At 74.1% G+C, this 14,130-nt stretch carries 13 protein-coding genes and 2 tRNA genes; 11 read left to right on the top strand and 4 right to left on the bottom strand.

What is annotated here, in order from left to right:
• Nucleotides 1-6: 6 nt before the first annotated feature.
• The 4 genes from gltX (at nt 7) to ASF50_RS12285 (ending at nt 2,740) form a co-directional block, all read left to right on the top strand.
• Nucleotides 7-1,455 carry a glutamate--tRNA ligase gene (gene gltX / locus ASF50_RS12300; protein WP_056904994.1) on the top strand — a complete coding sequence of 483 codons (1,449 nt, stop codon included), beginning with the start codon at nt 7-9 and terminating at the stop codon, nt 1,453-1,455.
• Nucleotides 1,452-2,414 carry a CPBP family intramembrane glutamic endopeptidase gene (locus ASF50_RS12295; RefSeq protein ID WP_056904629.1) on the top strand — a complete coding sequence of 321 codons (963 nt, stop codon included), beginning with the start codon at nt 1,452-1,454 and terminating at the stop codon, nt 2,412-2,414. Before gltX ends, ASF50_RS12295 begins: the two co-directional genes overlap by 4 nt.
• 62 nt (nt 2,415-2,476) lie before the next feature.
• Nucleotides 2,477-2,548 (top strand) — tRNA-Gln (locus tag ASF50_RS12290).
• 119 nt (nt 2,549-2,667) lie between these two features.
• Nucleotides 2,668-2,740: transfer RNA gene (locus tag ASF50_RS12285), tRNA-Glu, on the top strand.
• Between the two features lie 71 nt (nt 2,741-2,811).
• On the opposite strand, the gene ASF50_RS12280 is transcribed toward ASF50_RS12285, so the two are convergent.
• Entirely contained in the window at nt 2,812-4,047 is a 1,236-nt protein-coding gene (locus tag ASF50_RS12280; RefSeq protein ID WP_156718258.1) for an LCP family protein, read from the bottom strand.
• Between the two features lie 91 nt (nt 4,048-4,138).
• On the opposite strand from ASF50_RS12280, the gene ASF50_RS12275 reads away from it, so the two are divergent.
• Both ASF50_RS12275 and ASF50_RS12270 read left to right on the top strand, forming a co-directional pair.
• Complete coding sequence (locus ASF50_RS12275) at nt 4,139-5,998, top strand: AlkA N-terminal domain-containing protein (protein WP_235557659.1); 1,860 nt, start codon at nt 4,139-4,141, stop codon at nt 5,996-5,998.
• 1 nt (nt 5,999) lies between these two features.
• Nucleotides 6,000-6,479, top strand: coding sequence for a methylated-DNA--[protein]-cysteine S-methyltransferase (locus ASF50_RS12270; protein ID WP_056862334.1), 480 nt, complete (start codon nt 6,000-6,002; stop codon nt 6,477-6,479).
• A gap of 255 nt (nt 6,480-6,734) precedes the next feature.
• Here ASF50_RS12270 and ASF50_RS12265 read toward each other — a convergent pair whose 3' ends face one another.
• On the bottom strand, nt 6,735-7,460 hold the full coding sequence (locus tag ASF50_RS12265; RefSeq protein ID WP_056862335.1) for an IclR family transcriptional regulator: 726 nt from the start codon (nt 7,458-7,460) through the stop codon (nt 6,735-6,737).
• Nucleotides 7,461-7,697: 237 nt separating this feature from the next.
• Between ASF50_RS12265 and leuC the strand changes: the two genes are divergently transcribed.
• Together leuC and leuD are read left to right on the top strand one after the other, a co-directional pair.
• Nucleotides 7,698-9,113, top strand: a complete 1,416-nt coding sequence (leuC, locus tag ASF50_RS12260; protein ID WP_056904627.1) for a 3-isopropylmalate dehydratase large subunit — start codon at nt 7,698-7,700, stop codon at nt 9,111-9,113.
• A 31-nt stretch (nt 9,114-9,144) separates the two neighbouring features.
• Entirely contained in the window at nt 9,145-9,750 is a 606-nt protein-coding gene (gene leuD, locus ASF50_RS12255; RefSeq protein ID WP_056862337.1) for a 3-isopropylmalate dehydratase small subunit, read from the top strand.
• 80 nt (nt 9,751-9,830) lie between these two features.
• Here leuD and ASF50_RS12250 read toward each other — a convergent pair whose 3' ends face one another.
• The gene (locus ASF50_RS12250; protein ID WP_056904626.1) at nt 9,831-10,583 is read right to left on the bottom strand and encodes a GNAT family N-acetyltransferase; all 753 of its coding nucleotides are present in this window, start codon (nt 10,581-10,583) and stop codon (nt 9,831-9,833) included.
• Nucleotides 10,584-10,691: 108 nt separating this feature from the next.
• Between ASF50_RS12250 and ASF50_RS12245 the strand changes: the two genes are divergently transcribed.
• Nucleotides 10,692-11,513, top strand: coding sequence for an alpha/beta fold hydrolase (locus ASF50_RS12245; protein ID WP_200920130.1), 822 nt, complete (start codon nt 10,692-10,694; stop codon nt 11,511-11,513).
• A gap of 76 nt (nt 11,514-11,589) precedes the next feature.
• On the opposite strand, the gene cofC is transcribed toward ASF50_RS12245, so the two are convergent.
• A complete protein-coding gene (gene cofC, locus ASF50_RS12240) occupies nt 11,590-12,234 on the bottom strand; it encodes a 2-phospho-L-lactate guanylyltransferase (RefSeq protein ID WP_056904625.1) in 645 nt (214 codons plus the stop codon).
• A gap of 82 nt (nt 12,235-12,316) precedes the next feature.
• On the opposite strand from cofC, the gene ASF50_RS12235 reads away from it, so the two are divergent.
• Both ASF50_RS12235 and ASF50_RS12230 read left to right on the top strand, forming a co-directional pair.
• On the top strand, nt 12,317-13,069 hold the full coding sequence (locus ASF50_RS12235) for a lysophospholipid acyltransferase family protein (protein WP_056904624.1): 753 nt from the start codon (nt 12,317-12,319) through the stop codon (nt 13,067-13,069).
• A complete protein-coding gene (locus ASF50_RS12230; RefSeq protein ID WP_056862341.1) occupies nt 13,066-14,085 on the top strand; it encodes an NAD(P)H-dependent glycerol-3-phosphate dehydrogenase in 1,020 nt (339 codons plus the stop codon). Before ASF50_RS12235 ends, ASF50_RS12230 begins: the two co-directional genes overlap by 4 nt.
• The last annotated feature ends 45 nt before the right edge of the window (nt 14,086-14,130 follow it).

The following is a 14,130-nucleotide window of genomic DNA, read 5'->3' as shown; positions in this document are numbered from 1 at the left end:
GTGCGGATGGCCCCGAGCCCCACCGGCAGCCCGCACGTCGGCCTGGTCCGCACCGCGCTCTACAACTGGGCCTTCGCGCGCCACCACGGCGGCACGTTCGTCTTCCGCATCGAGGACACCGACACCGCCCGCAACACCCAGGAGTCCTACGACGCCCTCGTGGACCTCTTCCACTGGCTCGGCCTGGGCTGGGACGAGGGGCCCGAGGTCGGCGGCGACCACGGGCCCTACCTGCAGTCGCAGCGCGGTCACCTCTACGTCGACGCCCTGGCCCGCCTGGCCGAGGCCGGGCACACCTACCGCTGCTTCTGCACCACCGAGGAGATCGACGCGCGCCGCAAGGCGTCGGGCTCGAAGATCCTGGGCTACGACCGCTTCTGCCGCGACCTGACCGCCGAGCAGGTCGCGGCCTTCGAGGCCGAGGGCCGCTCGGCCGTCGTGCGCTTCAAGATGCCCGACGGCGAGATCGCCTTCGACGACCTCGTGCGCGGCACGATCACCTTCCACTCCGACCACGTGCCCGACTACGCGCTGGCCCGCGCCAACGGCGACCCGCTCTACACGCTGGTCAACCCCGTCGACGACGCGCTCATGGAGATCACCCACGTGCTGCGCGGCGAGGACCTGCTCTCCAGCACCCCGCGCCAGATCGCGCTCTACGCCGCCCTGGCCGACGTCGGCATCGGCACGGGCGCGCCGTACTTCGGCCACCTGCCCTACGTCATGGGCCAGGGCAACAAGAAGCTCAGCAAGCGCGACCCCGAGGCCAACGCCCTGGGCTACCGCGAGGCCGGGTTCCTGCCCGAGGGCCTGCTCAACTACGTCGCCCTCCTCGGCTGGGCGATCGCCGCCGACCGTGACGTCTTCACGCTGGAGGAGATGGTCGAGGCCTTCGAGATCGGCGACGTCAACCCCAATCCCGCCCGCTTCGACCTCAAGAAGGCCGACGCGATCAACAGCTCCCACATGCGGCTGCTCTCCACCGAGGACATCGCCCACCGCGCGCTGCCCTTCCTCAAGGCCGCCGGCGTCGTGTCCGACCCGGTGGGCGACGCCGACGCGCAGCTGCTCGAGCTGGCGATGCCGCTGGTCGCCGAGCGGATCAACAAGCTCACCGAGGCCGTCGACATGCTCGGCTTCCTCTTCGTCGAGGAGGCCGAGTTCACCCGCGACCCCGCCGACGTCGAGAAGCTGGTGGCCACCGACGACGGCCGCGCGGTCGTGCAGGCCTCCCACGACGCCCTGGCCGGTCTGGAGCAGTGGTCGACGGCCGCCATCCAGGAGGCGCTGCAGACGCGCCTGGTCGACCAGATGGGCCTCAAGCCCCGCCACGCCTTCGGGCCGGTGCGCGTCGCGGTGACCGGCCGCAGGGTCTCCCCGCCGCTCTTCGAGAGCCTCGAGCTGCTCGGTCGCGAGCGCGGCCTGGCCCGCCTGGAGGGGGCGCTGGGCGCGTGAGCGACCACGCCCCCGCCCGTACGCCGGAGCCGTTGGAGTACCAGCGGCTGCTGCGCGCCGGCCGGCCGGGGGCGTGGCGCCCCCTCGTCGGCGTGGTGGCCCTGGTGGCCCTCGTGCTGCTGGCCCAGGTGGTCGTCGTCTCGGTGCTCAGCGTCTACCTGCTGCTCACCGGCGTCGACGGCGCCGAGGCCTCGCGACGGCTGTCGGGCGCCGACGAGGTCACCCCGGTCTTCCTCGCCGTGGTCAACCTCGGGTGGGCCGCGGCGATCCCCGCGGCCTGGCTGGTGCTGTGGAGCGTGCACCGGCTGCGGCCGGGCTGGCTGGCCTCGGTGCGACCGCGCATCCGGTGGCGCTGGTTCGCCACCTGCCTGGGGCTGGCGCTGCTGGCACTGGTGGCGACCCTGGTGGTCTCGGCCGTGCTGCCCGCCCAGGGCGAGAGCACGCAGGTCAGCGGGCAGGTCAACGACTTCTCGCGCACCACCCGCGACTTCCTGCTGGTGATCGTGCTGCTGACCCCGCTGCAGGCGGCGGGGGAGGAGTACGCGTTCCGCGGCTACCTCACCCAGGTCTGCGGCGGGCTCGTGCGCCAGCGCTGGGTCGCCGTCGTCGTGCCGGCGCTGCTGTTCGCCCTGGCCCACGGGCTGGGCCAGGACCTGCCGATCTTCTTCGACCGCTTCGCCTTCGGCCTGGTCGCGGGCGCCCTGGTGGTGCTCACCGGCGGGCTCGAGGCGGGCATCGCGATGCACGTGCTCAACAACTTCTTCGCCTACGGCCTGGCCCTGGCCTTCGGTGACATGACCTCCGCGCTCAACCCCACCGGTGGGAGCTGGTGGAGCATCCCCGTGACGCTCACGCAGTCGCTGGTCTTCCTCGCGCTGACCCTCGCCGCGGCCCGCCGGCAGGGCGTCGAGCGGGTCTCCGCGCGCCTCGACTTGGTCGGCTCCAGACGTCCCGTGTAATGTTTTGTCCGGCCCGGAGACGGGCCGAGCAGCAGGTCCGACGAGCTCGGGTCGACTGCGATTGGGATATGGTGTAATTGGCAACACGACTGGTTCTGGTCCAGTTATTCTAGGTTCGAGTCCTAGTATCCCAGCTGACAACCGGCAGGATCGCGGCCGCGAGGCCGCGATTTTGTGCGAGACGGGAGCTTCGGCTAACGTTCCGCGAGTTGTCAGGGAGACGCCGCGAGGCAGATCCCAGCAGCACCGCAAGGCCCCCGTTGTGTAGCGGCCTAGCACGCCGCCCTCTCACGGCGGTAGCGCCGGTTCGAATCCGGTCGGGGGTACAAGCAGACGAAGGCCCGGCTCCTCGGAGCTGGGCCTTCGTCGTTCTCGGACGGGTCCGTCCGAGGTGCCCTCAGGCGCAGAGCCCGGCGGCCGCGGCCTCCTCGGCGTCCTGCTCCGAGCCCCCGCCGCCGTCGACCGGGTCGGCGGCGGAGATGGCGCCTCCGCGGAACTCGCGGCCCAGCGACTCGTCGGCCTTGATCCGCTTCCACAGCGCGTCGGCCTCCGCGGTCCAGACCAGACGGTTGGGATCGGGCTCGTAGGCCTCGAACGGCACGCTGATGAAGCGGATCTTGGTCAGGCCGGTGTCGCGGAACTGGCGGGCCAGCTGGGTCAGGTCGCGCAGGCTGTCGATCTGGTCGTCGACCTCGATGGAGTCGGTGGCGGCCTTGAGGAACTGGTAGACCCGGTCGACGCGGGTGAGGGTGCCGGCGGAGAAGACCTTGTTGACCATGGAGGCGATGAAAGCCTGCTGCCGCTTCATCCGGCCGATGTCGCCGGTCGACGACAGCACCGTGCGCTCACGCACGTAGTTGAGGGCCTGCTGGCCCTCGAGCTCCTGGACGCCGGCGTCGAAGTAGATGTCGTGCTCGGGGTCGTCGACGTCCTTGGGGATGCAGACCTCCACCCCGTCGACGGCGTCGACCATGTCCTTGAAGCCGTTGAAGTCGAGGACCACGAAGTGGTCGACGTAGATGCCCGTGAGCTGCTCGACGGTCTGCACGGTGCACAGCGGGCCGCCCACGGCGAAGGCGGTGTTGAACATCGCCGCCTCGGCGCCGGGGATCTCCTCGCCGTCGACGCGGCACGCGGGGCGGTCCACGATCGCGTCGCGGGGCAGGCTCACGCCGTAGGCCTCCTGGCGGTCGGCCGAGACGTGCACCAGGATCGTGGTGTCGGCGCGCTGGCCGCCGCCGGTGAGCCCGTCGATGTCGTTGCCCTCGCCGTCGCGGTTGTCGGAGCCCATCACCAGGATGTTGAGCGGCTCCAGCGGGGCGTCGTCGGCGACGTCCTCCTTCTCCACGACGTGGGGGATGGCGCTGCCGGCCGCGATGTTGTCGTCGAGGCGCTGGTAGGCCAGGGTCACCGCGGCGGCGGTCAGCAGGGCCAGGCACAGCTGGGTGGTCAGCACGACCCGCAGGACCGTGCGCCGGTGGCGACGCGCCATCGTGCGGTGGCCCCCTCCAGCGGCTGCGGCGCCGGTGCGGGTGCGGCCCGGGCGGCGACGCCGCCCGCGACGCGGCGCCGTCTGGGAGGGCGCCTCGGCCGCGGGGTCGGAGCCCGCGGGCGGTGTCGTGTCGTGATTCACCCCACCATCGTCGCAGGCCCATGCACGGGCGGGCTCCCGCCGTGTCCGATTCCCGCCGGTCCGGCCACCGGGCATCGGCCATGATGAGCACGTGACCCCGCCCAGCGACCTCGACCCCGCGTCCTGCTACGGCGCGGTGAAGTCACGCGACCGCCGCTTCGACGGGATGTTCTGGACCGCGGTGCGCACCACCGGCATCTACTGCCGTCCCTCCTGCCCCGCCCGCACCCCGGCGCCGGGCAACGTCACCTTCCACCGCAGTGCGGCCTCGGCCCAGGCCGCCGGCTACCGCGCCTGCAAGCGGTGCCTGCCCGACGCGGTGCCGGGCAGCCCGCAGTGGGACGTCGCCGCCGACGTCGCCGGGCGGGCCATGCGGCTGATCTCCGACGGCGTCGTCGACAGGGAGGGCGTCGAGGGTCTCGCCGCCCGCCTGGGCTACACCCCGCGCCACCTGACCCGTCTGCTCACCGCCGAGCTCGGCGCCGGCCCGCTGGCCCTCGCCCGGGCACGGCGGGCGCAGACCGCGCGGGTGCTGGTGGAGACCACCGACCTCGGGCTGGCCGACGTCGCCTTCGCCGCCGGCTTCTCCAGCGTGCGGCAGTTCAACGACACGGTGCGCGCGGTCTACGCCGCGACCCCGTCGCAGCTGCGCGGTGCGGGCCGGCGTGCCGGCGGCGCGGGCGGTGCGGGCGGTGCGGGGGACACGGGAGACGTGGGCGGGGCGGGCGGCGTGGAGGGCGGGGACCCGTCCGGCTCGCGGGGCGCGGAGGACCCGGTGGCCCTCGCGGTGGTGGGGCTGCGGCTCGCCGTACGCACGCCCTTCGCGGGCCAGGCGCTGCTGGCCTTCCTGGCCTACCACCTCGTGCCGGGCGTCGAGGTCTCCGGGCCGGGGTGGTACGCCCGCACGCTCGACCTGCCCCACGGGCACGGCACGCTGCGCCTCGACCTCGACCCGGCCCTCGACGCCGCGCCGGCGGGGGAGACCGTGCTCGTGCCGGTGACCCTCGCCCTCAGCGACCTGCGCGACACGACCGCCGCCCTCGAGCGGGCCCGCCGGCTCGTCGACGCCGACTGCGACCCGCTGCCGGTCGCCGAGCACCTGGCCGAGGACCCCGTGCTGGGCCCCCTGGTGCGGGCCACGCCGGGTCTGCGGGTGCCCGGGCAGGTGGACGGCCCGGAGACCGCGATCCGCACCGTGATCGGCCAGCAGGTCAGCGTGACCGGCGCGCGCACCGTCACCGGCCGTGTCGTGGCCGAGCACGGACGCGTCGTGCGCACCTCGACCCCGGGGCTGACCCACCTCTTCCCCAGCTCCGCGGCGCTCGCCGCCGCCGACCCCGAGACGCTCCCGATGCCGCGCGCCCGCGGCCGGGCCCTCGTCGCCCTCGCCGGCGCCCTGGCCTCGGGCCACCTCGCGCTCGACCGCGGCACCGCGCGGGCCGAGGTCTGGAAGGCGATGGTGGCGCTGCCCGGCATCGGTCCCTGGACCGCCGACTACGTCGCCATGCGCGCCCTGGGCGACCCCGACGTCTTCCTGCCCACCGACCTCGGCGTCCGCAACGCGCTGCGGCGTCTGGGCCACGACCCGGTCGCCACGATCGAGGCGGCCGAGCGGTGGCGGCCCTGGCGCTCCTACGCGCTGATGTACCTGTGGGACACCCTCATGCCGCCGGCCGCATCCGCCCCTCCGGCGGACGCCCGCGCCGCCGCCGTCACCACGGGCGCCGCGAGCCGGGCCGCGAGCCCCGCCGCGAGCCCCGCCGCGAGTCCGGCCGCGAGTCCGGCCGCGAGTCCGGCCGCGAGCCCGGCCGCGAGCGAGGCCGCGAGTCGCGCCAGGAGCGCCGCCGCGACCACCCCCACGACCACCCCCACGAGCACCGCCACGAGCACCGCCACGAGCACCGCCACGAGCACCGCCACGAGCACCGCCACGACCACCGAGGAGCCCTGAGATGTGGACCGAGACCGACACCCCGGTCGGGCCGCTGCGCCTGGTCGAGACCGGGGGCGCGCTGAGCGCGATCGAGTTCGCCCCGTGGAGCGACGCCACCGGTCACGACCGCGGGGAGCGCGACGACGACCACCCGGTCCTCGCCGCGACCGTCGCGCAGCTCTCGGCGTACTTCGCCGGCCGGCTGACCGCCTTCGACCTCCCGCTCGCCCCGGTGGGCAGCGACTTCCAGCAGCGGGTGTGGGCCGCGCTGCGCGAGATCGGCTTCGGCGAGACCGCGTCGTACGGTCAGGTCGCCCACCGGCTGGGCATGACGAACGCCGCCTCGCGCGCCGTCGGACTGGCCAACGGGCGCAACCCGATCCCGATCGTCATCCCGTGCCACCGCGTGATCGGCGCCGACGGCAGCCTCACCGGCTACGCCGGCGGCCTCGAGCGCAAGCAGCTCCTCCTGGGCCTCGAGCGGCCCGGCCTGTTCTGAGCCGCTCGCGCCCGTCCCGCACGCCCCACCCGTCACACCGGTCGGCCCGGACCCGCACTCATCGGCCCACGCGCGGGCCGACAGGTGCGGGTTTCGCCAGCCGGCCGGTGAAACCCGCGAGCGGCGTGGGGAGCGGCGCGGCACGCCCCGCGTACCCCATGCGTCACACCGGTCGGCCCGGACCCGCACTTGTCGGCCGACGCGTGGGCCGACAGGTGCGGGTTTCGCCAGCCGGCTGGCGAAACCCGCAGCGGGTCAGGCCGACTCGGCCGCAGCCCGCCGCAGCGACTCGGAGAGCCGCTCGGCGGCGGCGAGGACGGCGGGGGCGTGCATGCGGCCGGGCTGGCGGGAGAGCCGCTCGAGGGGGCCGGAGACGGAGACGGCGGCGATGATCTTGCCGCTGGGGGAGCGCACCGGCGCGGAGACCGAGGCGACGCCCTGCTCGCGCTCGCCGACCGACTGGGCCCAGCCGCGGCGGCGGATGCCGGAGAGGGCGGCGGCGGAGTAGGCGGCGTTCTGCAGGCCGCGGTGCATCCGCTCGGGGTCCTCCCAGGCCAGCAGCACCTGGGCGGCCGAGCCGGCGCGCATCGTGAGCTGCGAGCCGACGGGGATGGTGTCGCGCAGGCCGGAGGGTCGCTCGGCGGCGGCCACGCACACGCGGTGCTCGCCCTGCCGGCGCCACAGCTGGGCCGACTCCCCGGTGATGTCGCGCAGCCGCGCGAGCACGGGGCCCGCGGTGGCCAGCAGGCGGTCCTCGCCGGCGGCGGCCGAGAGCTCGGCCAGACGCGGTCCCAGCACGAAGCGGCCCTGCATGTCGCGGGCCACCAGCCGGTGGTGCTCGAGCGCCACGGCGAGGCGGTGCGCCGTGGGCCGGGCCAGTCCTGTGGCCGTGACGAGGCCGGCCAGGGTGGCCGGCCCGGCCTCGAGAGCGGTCAGGACGATGGCGGCCTTGTCGAGCACGCCCACTCCGCTGGTGTCCATATGGCAATACTCGCGTCTCAGATCATGGGATGCAACCTCCCGGCACCAAGTCGGCGCTGTGACCTGGCCGACACCGTGGGTGGGCGTGTCGCGCCCCGGCGGACCCGACGCCGCCTGTGCCTCGCATGCCAAGACCCGAGTCTCACACAATGGGACGAGCGTCGTACGCTGGTCCTCCCGCCGGCGACGCCTGTCGCCGTGCCGCACCGCACTGCAGTCGTCACGAGGGAGTGAGCCATGGGTGCCACCCGCACCGCCAGGACGTTGGCCGAGAAGGTCTGGGACGAGCACGTCGTCCGCTCGACCGAGGGGGAGCCCGACCTCCTCTTCATCGACCTCCACCTCATCCACGAGGTGACCTCCCCGCAGGCCTTCGACGGGCTCCGCCTCGCCGGTCGCCAGGTGCGTCGCCCCGACCTGACCCTGGCCACCGAGGACCACAACGTCCCGACCGTCGACTGGGACAAGCCGATCGCCGACCCGGTCTCCAAGACCCAGGTCGACACGCTGCGCCGCAACGCCGAGGAGTTCGGGGTGCGGCTGCACCCCCTCGGTGACATCGAGCAGGGCATCGTGCACGTCGTGGGCCCGCAGCTGGGCCTGACCCAGCCCGGCATGACCATCGTGTGCGGCGACTCCCACACCAGCACCCACGGCGCCTTCGGAGCGATCGCCTTCGGCATCGGCACCTCGGAGGTCGAGCACGTGCTGGCCACCCAGACGCTCATGCAGGCCAAGCCCAAGACCATGGCGGTCACGATCAACGGCAGCCTCCCCGCGGGCGTCACCGCCAAGGACATGGTGCTGACCCTCATCGCGCACACCGGCACCGGCGGCGGCCAGGGCTACATCGTGGAGTACCGCGGCCAGGCCATCGAGGAGCTCTCGATGGAGGGCCGGATGACGGTGTGCAACATGAGCATCGAGTGGGGCGCCAAGGCCGGTCTCATCGCACCCGACCAGACCACGTTCGACTACATCGAGGGCCGTCCCGAGGCGCCGAAGGGCGAGGACTGGGACGCCGCGGTCGCCCACTGGAAGACCCTCGTCACCGACGACGACGCGGAGTACGACAAGGAGATCGTCCTCGACGCCGCGGAGATGACGCCCTTCGTCACCTGGGGGACCAACCCCGGCCAGGGCGTCCCGCTGGGCTCGGCGGTGCCCGACCCGGCGTCCTACGACGACGAGTCCGACCGCGTCGCGGCCCAGAAGGCCCTGGAGTACATGGGCCTCGTGGCCGGCACCCCGATGCGCGAGGTCAAGGTGGACACCGTCTTCGTCGGCTCCTGCACCAACGGCCGCATCGAGGACCTGCGCCTGGCCGCCGAGATCATCAAGGGCCGCACGGTCGACCCCGACACCCGGCTGCTGGTCGTGCCGGGCTCGGTGCGGGTGCGCCTGCAGGCCGAGCAGGAGGGCCTCGACGTCGTCTTCAAGGACGCCGGCGCCGAGTGGCGCGGCGCAGGCTGCTCGATGTGCCTGGGCATGAACCCCGACACCCTGCAGCCCGGCGAGCGCAGCGCGTCGACCTCCAACCGCAACTTCGAGGGCCGGCAGGGCAAGGGCGGGCGCACCCACCTGGTGTCGGTCCCCGTCGCCGCCGCGACCGCGGTGCGCGGCACCCTGTCCTCGCCCGCCGACCTCGCCTGACGCCGACCTCGCCCGACCTGAAAGGCCTCCGATGGACAAGTTCACCCAGCACACCGGCGTCGGCGTGCCGCTGCGCCGCAGCAACGTCGACACCGACCAGATCATCCCCGCGGTCTACCTCAAGCGCGTGACGCGCTCGGGCTTCGAGGACGGGCTGTTCTCCGCGTGGCGCAACGACCCCGACTTCGTGCTCAACGACCCGGCCTACGCCGGCTGCTCGGTGCTCGTCGCCGGCCCCGACTTCGGCACCGGCTCCTCGCGCGAGCACGCCGTCTGGGCGCTGCAGAACTACGGCTTCAAGGCCGTGGTCTCCTCCCGTTTCGCCGACATCTTCCGCGGCAACTCCGGCAAGGCGGGCCTGCTGGCCGCCCAGGTCGACGAGAAGGTCGTCCAGAAGCTCTGGGACCTGCTCGAGGCCCAGCCCGGCGCCACCGTCACCGTCGACCTCGAGTCGCGCACCGTGCGCGCCGGCGAGGGGCCCGACGCGATCGAGGACTCCTTCGACATCGACGACTACACCCGCTGGCGCCTGCTCGAGGGCCTCGACGACATCGGCATCACCCTCGGGCACGCCGACGACATCACGGCCTACGAGCAGACCCGCCCACGCTGGAAGCCCGCCACCCTCCACGCCTGAGCCCGACCGGGCACCACCCGGGCACCACCCAGGCACCACCGCCGCGACCCCGTCCGCACCCGCGGGCGGGGTCGCGCGCGTCAGGGGCGTACGGCGACCTGCGCGCACCAGGTCTCGAAGCCGATCCGGCGGGCCGTCGCCAGCGAGGCGGCGTTGTCGTCGCGGCTGCTCCACCGGGCGTGGCCGTGGTGGCGCACCGCCCACGACGCCGCGTGGCGCCCGACCCGCTCGGCGAGACCGCGCCCGCGGTGCGCCGGCGCCACCAGCACGCCGACGTCGAGCGGTGCGCCGTCCACGGGCCGGAGGTTGGCCGCGGCGACGACCCGGCCCTCGACGACGAGACCCCACGCCAGGGCGGGGCGGTCGGCCCAGCCGGCCTCCTCCCAGTCGGCGGCCGGCACCGTGGTGCGCAGCTGCTCGCGCTGCGCGGCGTCCAGCGCCACGACCCCGTCCCCGTCCCCGTCTCCAGCCCCGTCCCCGTCCGCCGGTCCGTCGCCGACCCGCCCACCCCGGGCGAGGGGGTCGGCGTCGAGGTAGGTGTGGGTCGCGGGCCCCACCAGCCGCAGACCACGCTCGTCGGCGAAGCAACGCCAGAAGGCGACGTCCTGCAGCTCGGGGATCTCGCAGCCGGCGAGCATGCCGGCGTCGACCGCCGGGGCGTCGACGGGGGAGGAGACGTGGACGCCCTCGCCGCGCCAGGCGACGTACCAGCCCGGGTAGTCGCCGAGCCGGCGGTGGGTGCGCACCGTGAGGTCGCACCACAGGTCCTCCTCGTCGACGCCGAAGACGCGGGCGTAGGAGCGGTCGACGGCGGCGGCGGTGGCGGGGTGCACCCGCCTCACCCTAGGCAGCGGTCACTCACCCCAGTGAGCGGGACCATTCGTCCGGGTCGCGACGAACCATGGAGGGGAGACAGACGTCACCCACGAAAGGCACACGTCGTGACCACGATCCCCAGCAACGGCATCACCCTCGAGTACACCGACACCGGCGGCACCGGCCGCCCGGTCGTCCTCATCCACGGGTGGCCCCTCAGCGGCGCCTCGTGGTCGGAGCAGCTGCCCGCGCTCACCGACGCGGGTTACCGCGTCGTCACCTACGACCGGCGCGGCTTCGGCGACTCCGACAAGCCCGGCGAGGGCTACGACTACGACACCTTCGCCGCCGACCTCAAGGGCCTGCTCGACGGTCTCGACCTCTCCGACGTCACCCTCGTCGGCTTCTCGATGGGCGGCGGCGAGATCGCCCGCTACCTCGGCACCTACGGCGACGAGCGCGTCCACTCGGCCGTCTTCGCCGCCGCGGTCCCGCCCTACCTGCTCAAGACCGACGACAACCCCGACGGCGGCCTGCCCGAGGAGGCCGTGCAGGAGATGCAGCAGGGGGCCCGCGACGACCGGGAGAGCTTCCTCGACGGCTTCACCACCGACTTCTTCTCCGTCGACGGCACCCTCAAGGTGACCGAGGAGCAGCGCCAGGAGGCGCTCGCCCTCGAGACCAAGGCCGAGGACAAGGCGCTGGTCGACTGCATCGGCGCCTTCGGCCGCACCGACTTCCGCGCCGACCTGGCCAAGGTGAAGGTGCCGACCCTGGTCATCCACGGCTCCGGTGACGCCACCGTGCCCTTCGAGGTCTCCGGCAAGCGCACCGCCGAGGCCGTCGACGGCGCCGAGCTGGTCGTCGTCGACGACGCCCCGCACGGCTTCAACGTCAGCCACGCCGCCGAGTTCAACAAGGCCGTGCTGGACTTCCTGGCCCGCTGAGCCTGCCCGCACCACGACGGCCCTCCCGCAGCTGCGGGAGGGCCGTCGTCGCGTGCGCCGACGGCGGCCGCGCGGCTCAGCCGGCGGCGAGGCCCCACCGGTGGGCCGCGACCGAGGTCGCCGGGCCGACGCCGAGGCCGAGCGCGACGGCGAGGTCGTCGAGGTCGTCGACGTCGCGGCGCAGGGTGGGCAGGTCGCCGCGCACCTCCAGCGCGCCTGCCGCGAGGTGGGCCTCGCGCGACCCCTCGCCGTAGGACGGGGAGAAGTCGGCGTGGGGGGCGGTGTAGAGGGTGGTGCCGACGCCGTCGGCGTCGGCCACGAACGACGCCCCGCCGGGCACGAGCGCTCCCAGCGCGGCGTCGAGGTCGCCGGGTCGCAGGGCGGGCAGGTCGGCGCACAGCGCCACGGGCTCGAGGGCTGGCCAGCGACGGCGCGCCTCGGCCGCCGTGAGGCGCAGCGTGGCGTTGAGGTCGCTGGTGGTGCCGTCGGGGATCGCCGCGCAGCCCAACCGCGCCAGCGCGTGGGAGAGCCGGACGTCGTCGGTGGCCACGAGCACCCTCGCGACCCGCGCCGCCGCCACGCACGCGCGGGCGGTGTCGAGCGCGAAGGCCTCCGCCAGCTCGCGGCGGCCCTCGTCGCCCACGCCGAGCAGGCGCGACTTGCCCACGGCCGGGGGCTTCACGGGCAGCAGGACGGCGTGGACCGCAGGAGGGACGGACATCGCCCCCATCCTCCCAGCAGCCGCGGCGCGTCCGGGGCGCACCTGCGGTGTGGCCGAGGTCACCGGCGAGTAATGTGCGCCTGTGAGTGTCGTCCGCAAGCACGCCCGTCCGCCGGGGGGAGCCTGGAGGTTCGCGGTGGCCGTCGTGAAGCCGGCCCTGCTCGCCACGACCCGCCGCGACTGGCGCGGCGGTGAGCGGATCCCCGCCGAGGGCGGCTGCCTGCTGGTGCTCAACCACATCTCCCACGTCGACCCGCTGACCGCGGCCCACCTGGTGCACGACCACGGCCGGGTCCCGCGCTACCTCGCCAAGTCGGGCCTCTTCCGGGCCCGCTTCGTCGGCCGGATCATGCGGGCCACGGGCCAGATCCCCGTCGAGCGGCTCAGCCGGGAGGCCGTCGGCGCCTACGCCGCGGCCGTCCGCGCGGTCGAGCAGGGCGAGGTCGTGGTCGTCTACCCCGAGGGCACGATCACCCGCGACCCCGGGCTGTGGCCGATGACCGGCAAGACCGGCGCGGCCCGGATCGCGCTGGCCACCGGGTGCCCGGTCGTGCCCGTGGGCCAGTGGGGGGCCCAGGAGATCCTGGCGCCCTACTCCCACCGGCCGCACCTCGTGCCGCGCAAGCAGGTCACCATGCTCGTCGGGGAGCCGGTCGACCTCGCCGACCTCGTCGCCCAGGGCCCCACCCCCGAGGCCGTCGCCCGCGCGACCGAGCGGATCATGGACGCCCTCACCCACCTCGTGGAGGAGGTCCGCGGCGAGCGGGCCCCCGACGTACGGTTCGACCTGCGCCGCGCCCGCGCGGACCACCCCCACCGGAAGGACTCCGCATGACCCTCGGCTCCAGCTCCGGCAAGGTCGCCGTGCTCGGCGCCGGCTCGTGGGGCACGTCGTTCTCCATCGTCCTCGCCGACGCCGGCAACGACGTCACGGTGTGGGCGCGTCGCGAGGAGGTCGCGGAGTCGATCAACGAGAGCCGGGAGAACGTCGACTACCTCCCCGGCGTGGAGCTGCCCGCGGGCATCGGCGCGACCCACGACGTCGAGAAGGCGCTCCACGGCGCCGACGTCGTCGTGCTGGCCACGCCCTCGCAGACCCTGCGGGCCAACCTCGCGACCTGGGCTCCCTACGTCGAGGACGACGCGGTGCTGGTGTCGCTGATGAAGGGCGTCGAGCTCGGCACCCTCAACCGGATGAGCGAGGTGATCGCGCAGGAGACCGGCGCCGGCCCCGAGCGGATCGCGGTGATCAGCGGGCCCAACCTGGCCAAGGAGATCGCGCGGCGCGAGCCGGCCGCCTCCGTGGTGGCCTGCGCCGACGAGTCGGTGGCCAAGCGGCTGCAGCAGCGCTGCCACTCACCGGCCTTCCGCCCCTACACCTCCGTCGACGTCGTCGGGTGCGAGCTGGGCGGGGCCTACAAGAACGTGATCGGCCTGGCCGTCGGGATGGCGGTCGGCCTCGGCTTCGGCGACAACACCACGGCCTCCCTCATCACCCGCGGGCTGGCCGAGACCGCGCGCCTGGCCACGCGCCTGGGCGCCAACCCGCTCACGCTCATGGGGCTGGCCGGCCTGGGCGACCTCGTCGCCACCTGCTCCTCGCCGCTCTCGCGCAACCGCACCTTCGGGGAGAAGCTCGGCCAGGGCATGACGGTGGAGGAGATCTACGCCTCCACCCGCCAGGTCGCCGAGGGCGCGAAGTCCTGCTCCTCGCTGCGCGCGCTGGCGGCCAGCCACGGCGTCGACGCCCCGATCGCCGAGCACGTCGACGACGTCGTGGCCGGCCGGCTGACCACGCAGGAGATGATGAACTCCTTCATCGCCCGCGACACCAAGGCCGAGACCGACTGACCCGCCCGGCGCGGGCGGTCCTGGCCCGGTCCCCGGCCCTGGCCT

The organism is Nocardioides sp. Leaf307, from assembly GCF_001423135.1.
Classification (GTDB): Bacteria; Actinomycetota; Actinomycetes; order Propionibacteriales; family Nocardioidaceae; genus Nocardioides; species Nocardioides kribbensis.
This window is presented reverse-complemented; position numbering and strand designations above follow the sequence as displayed.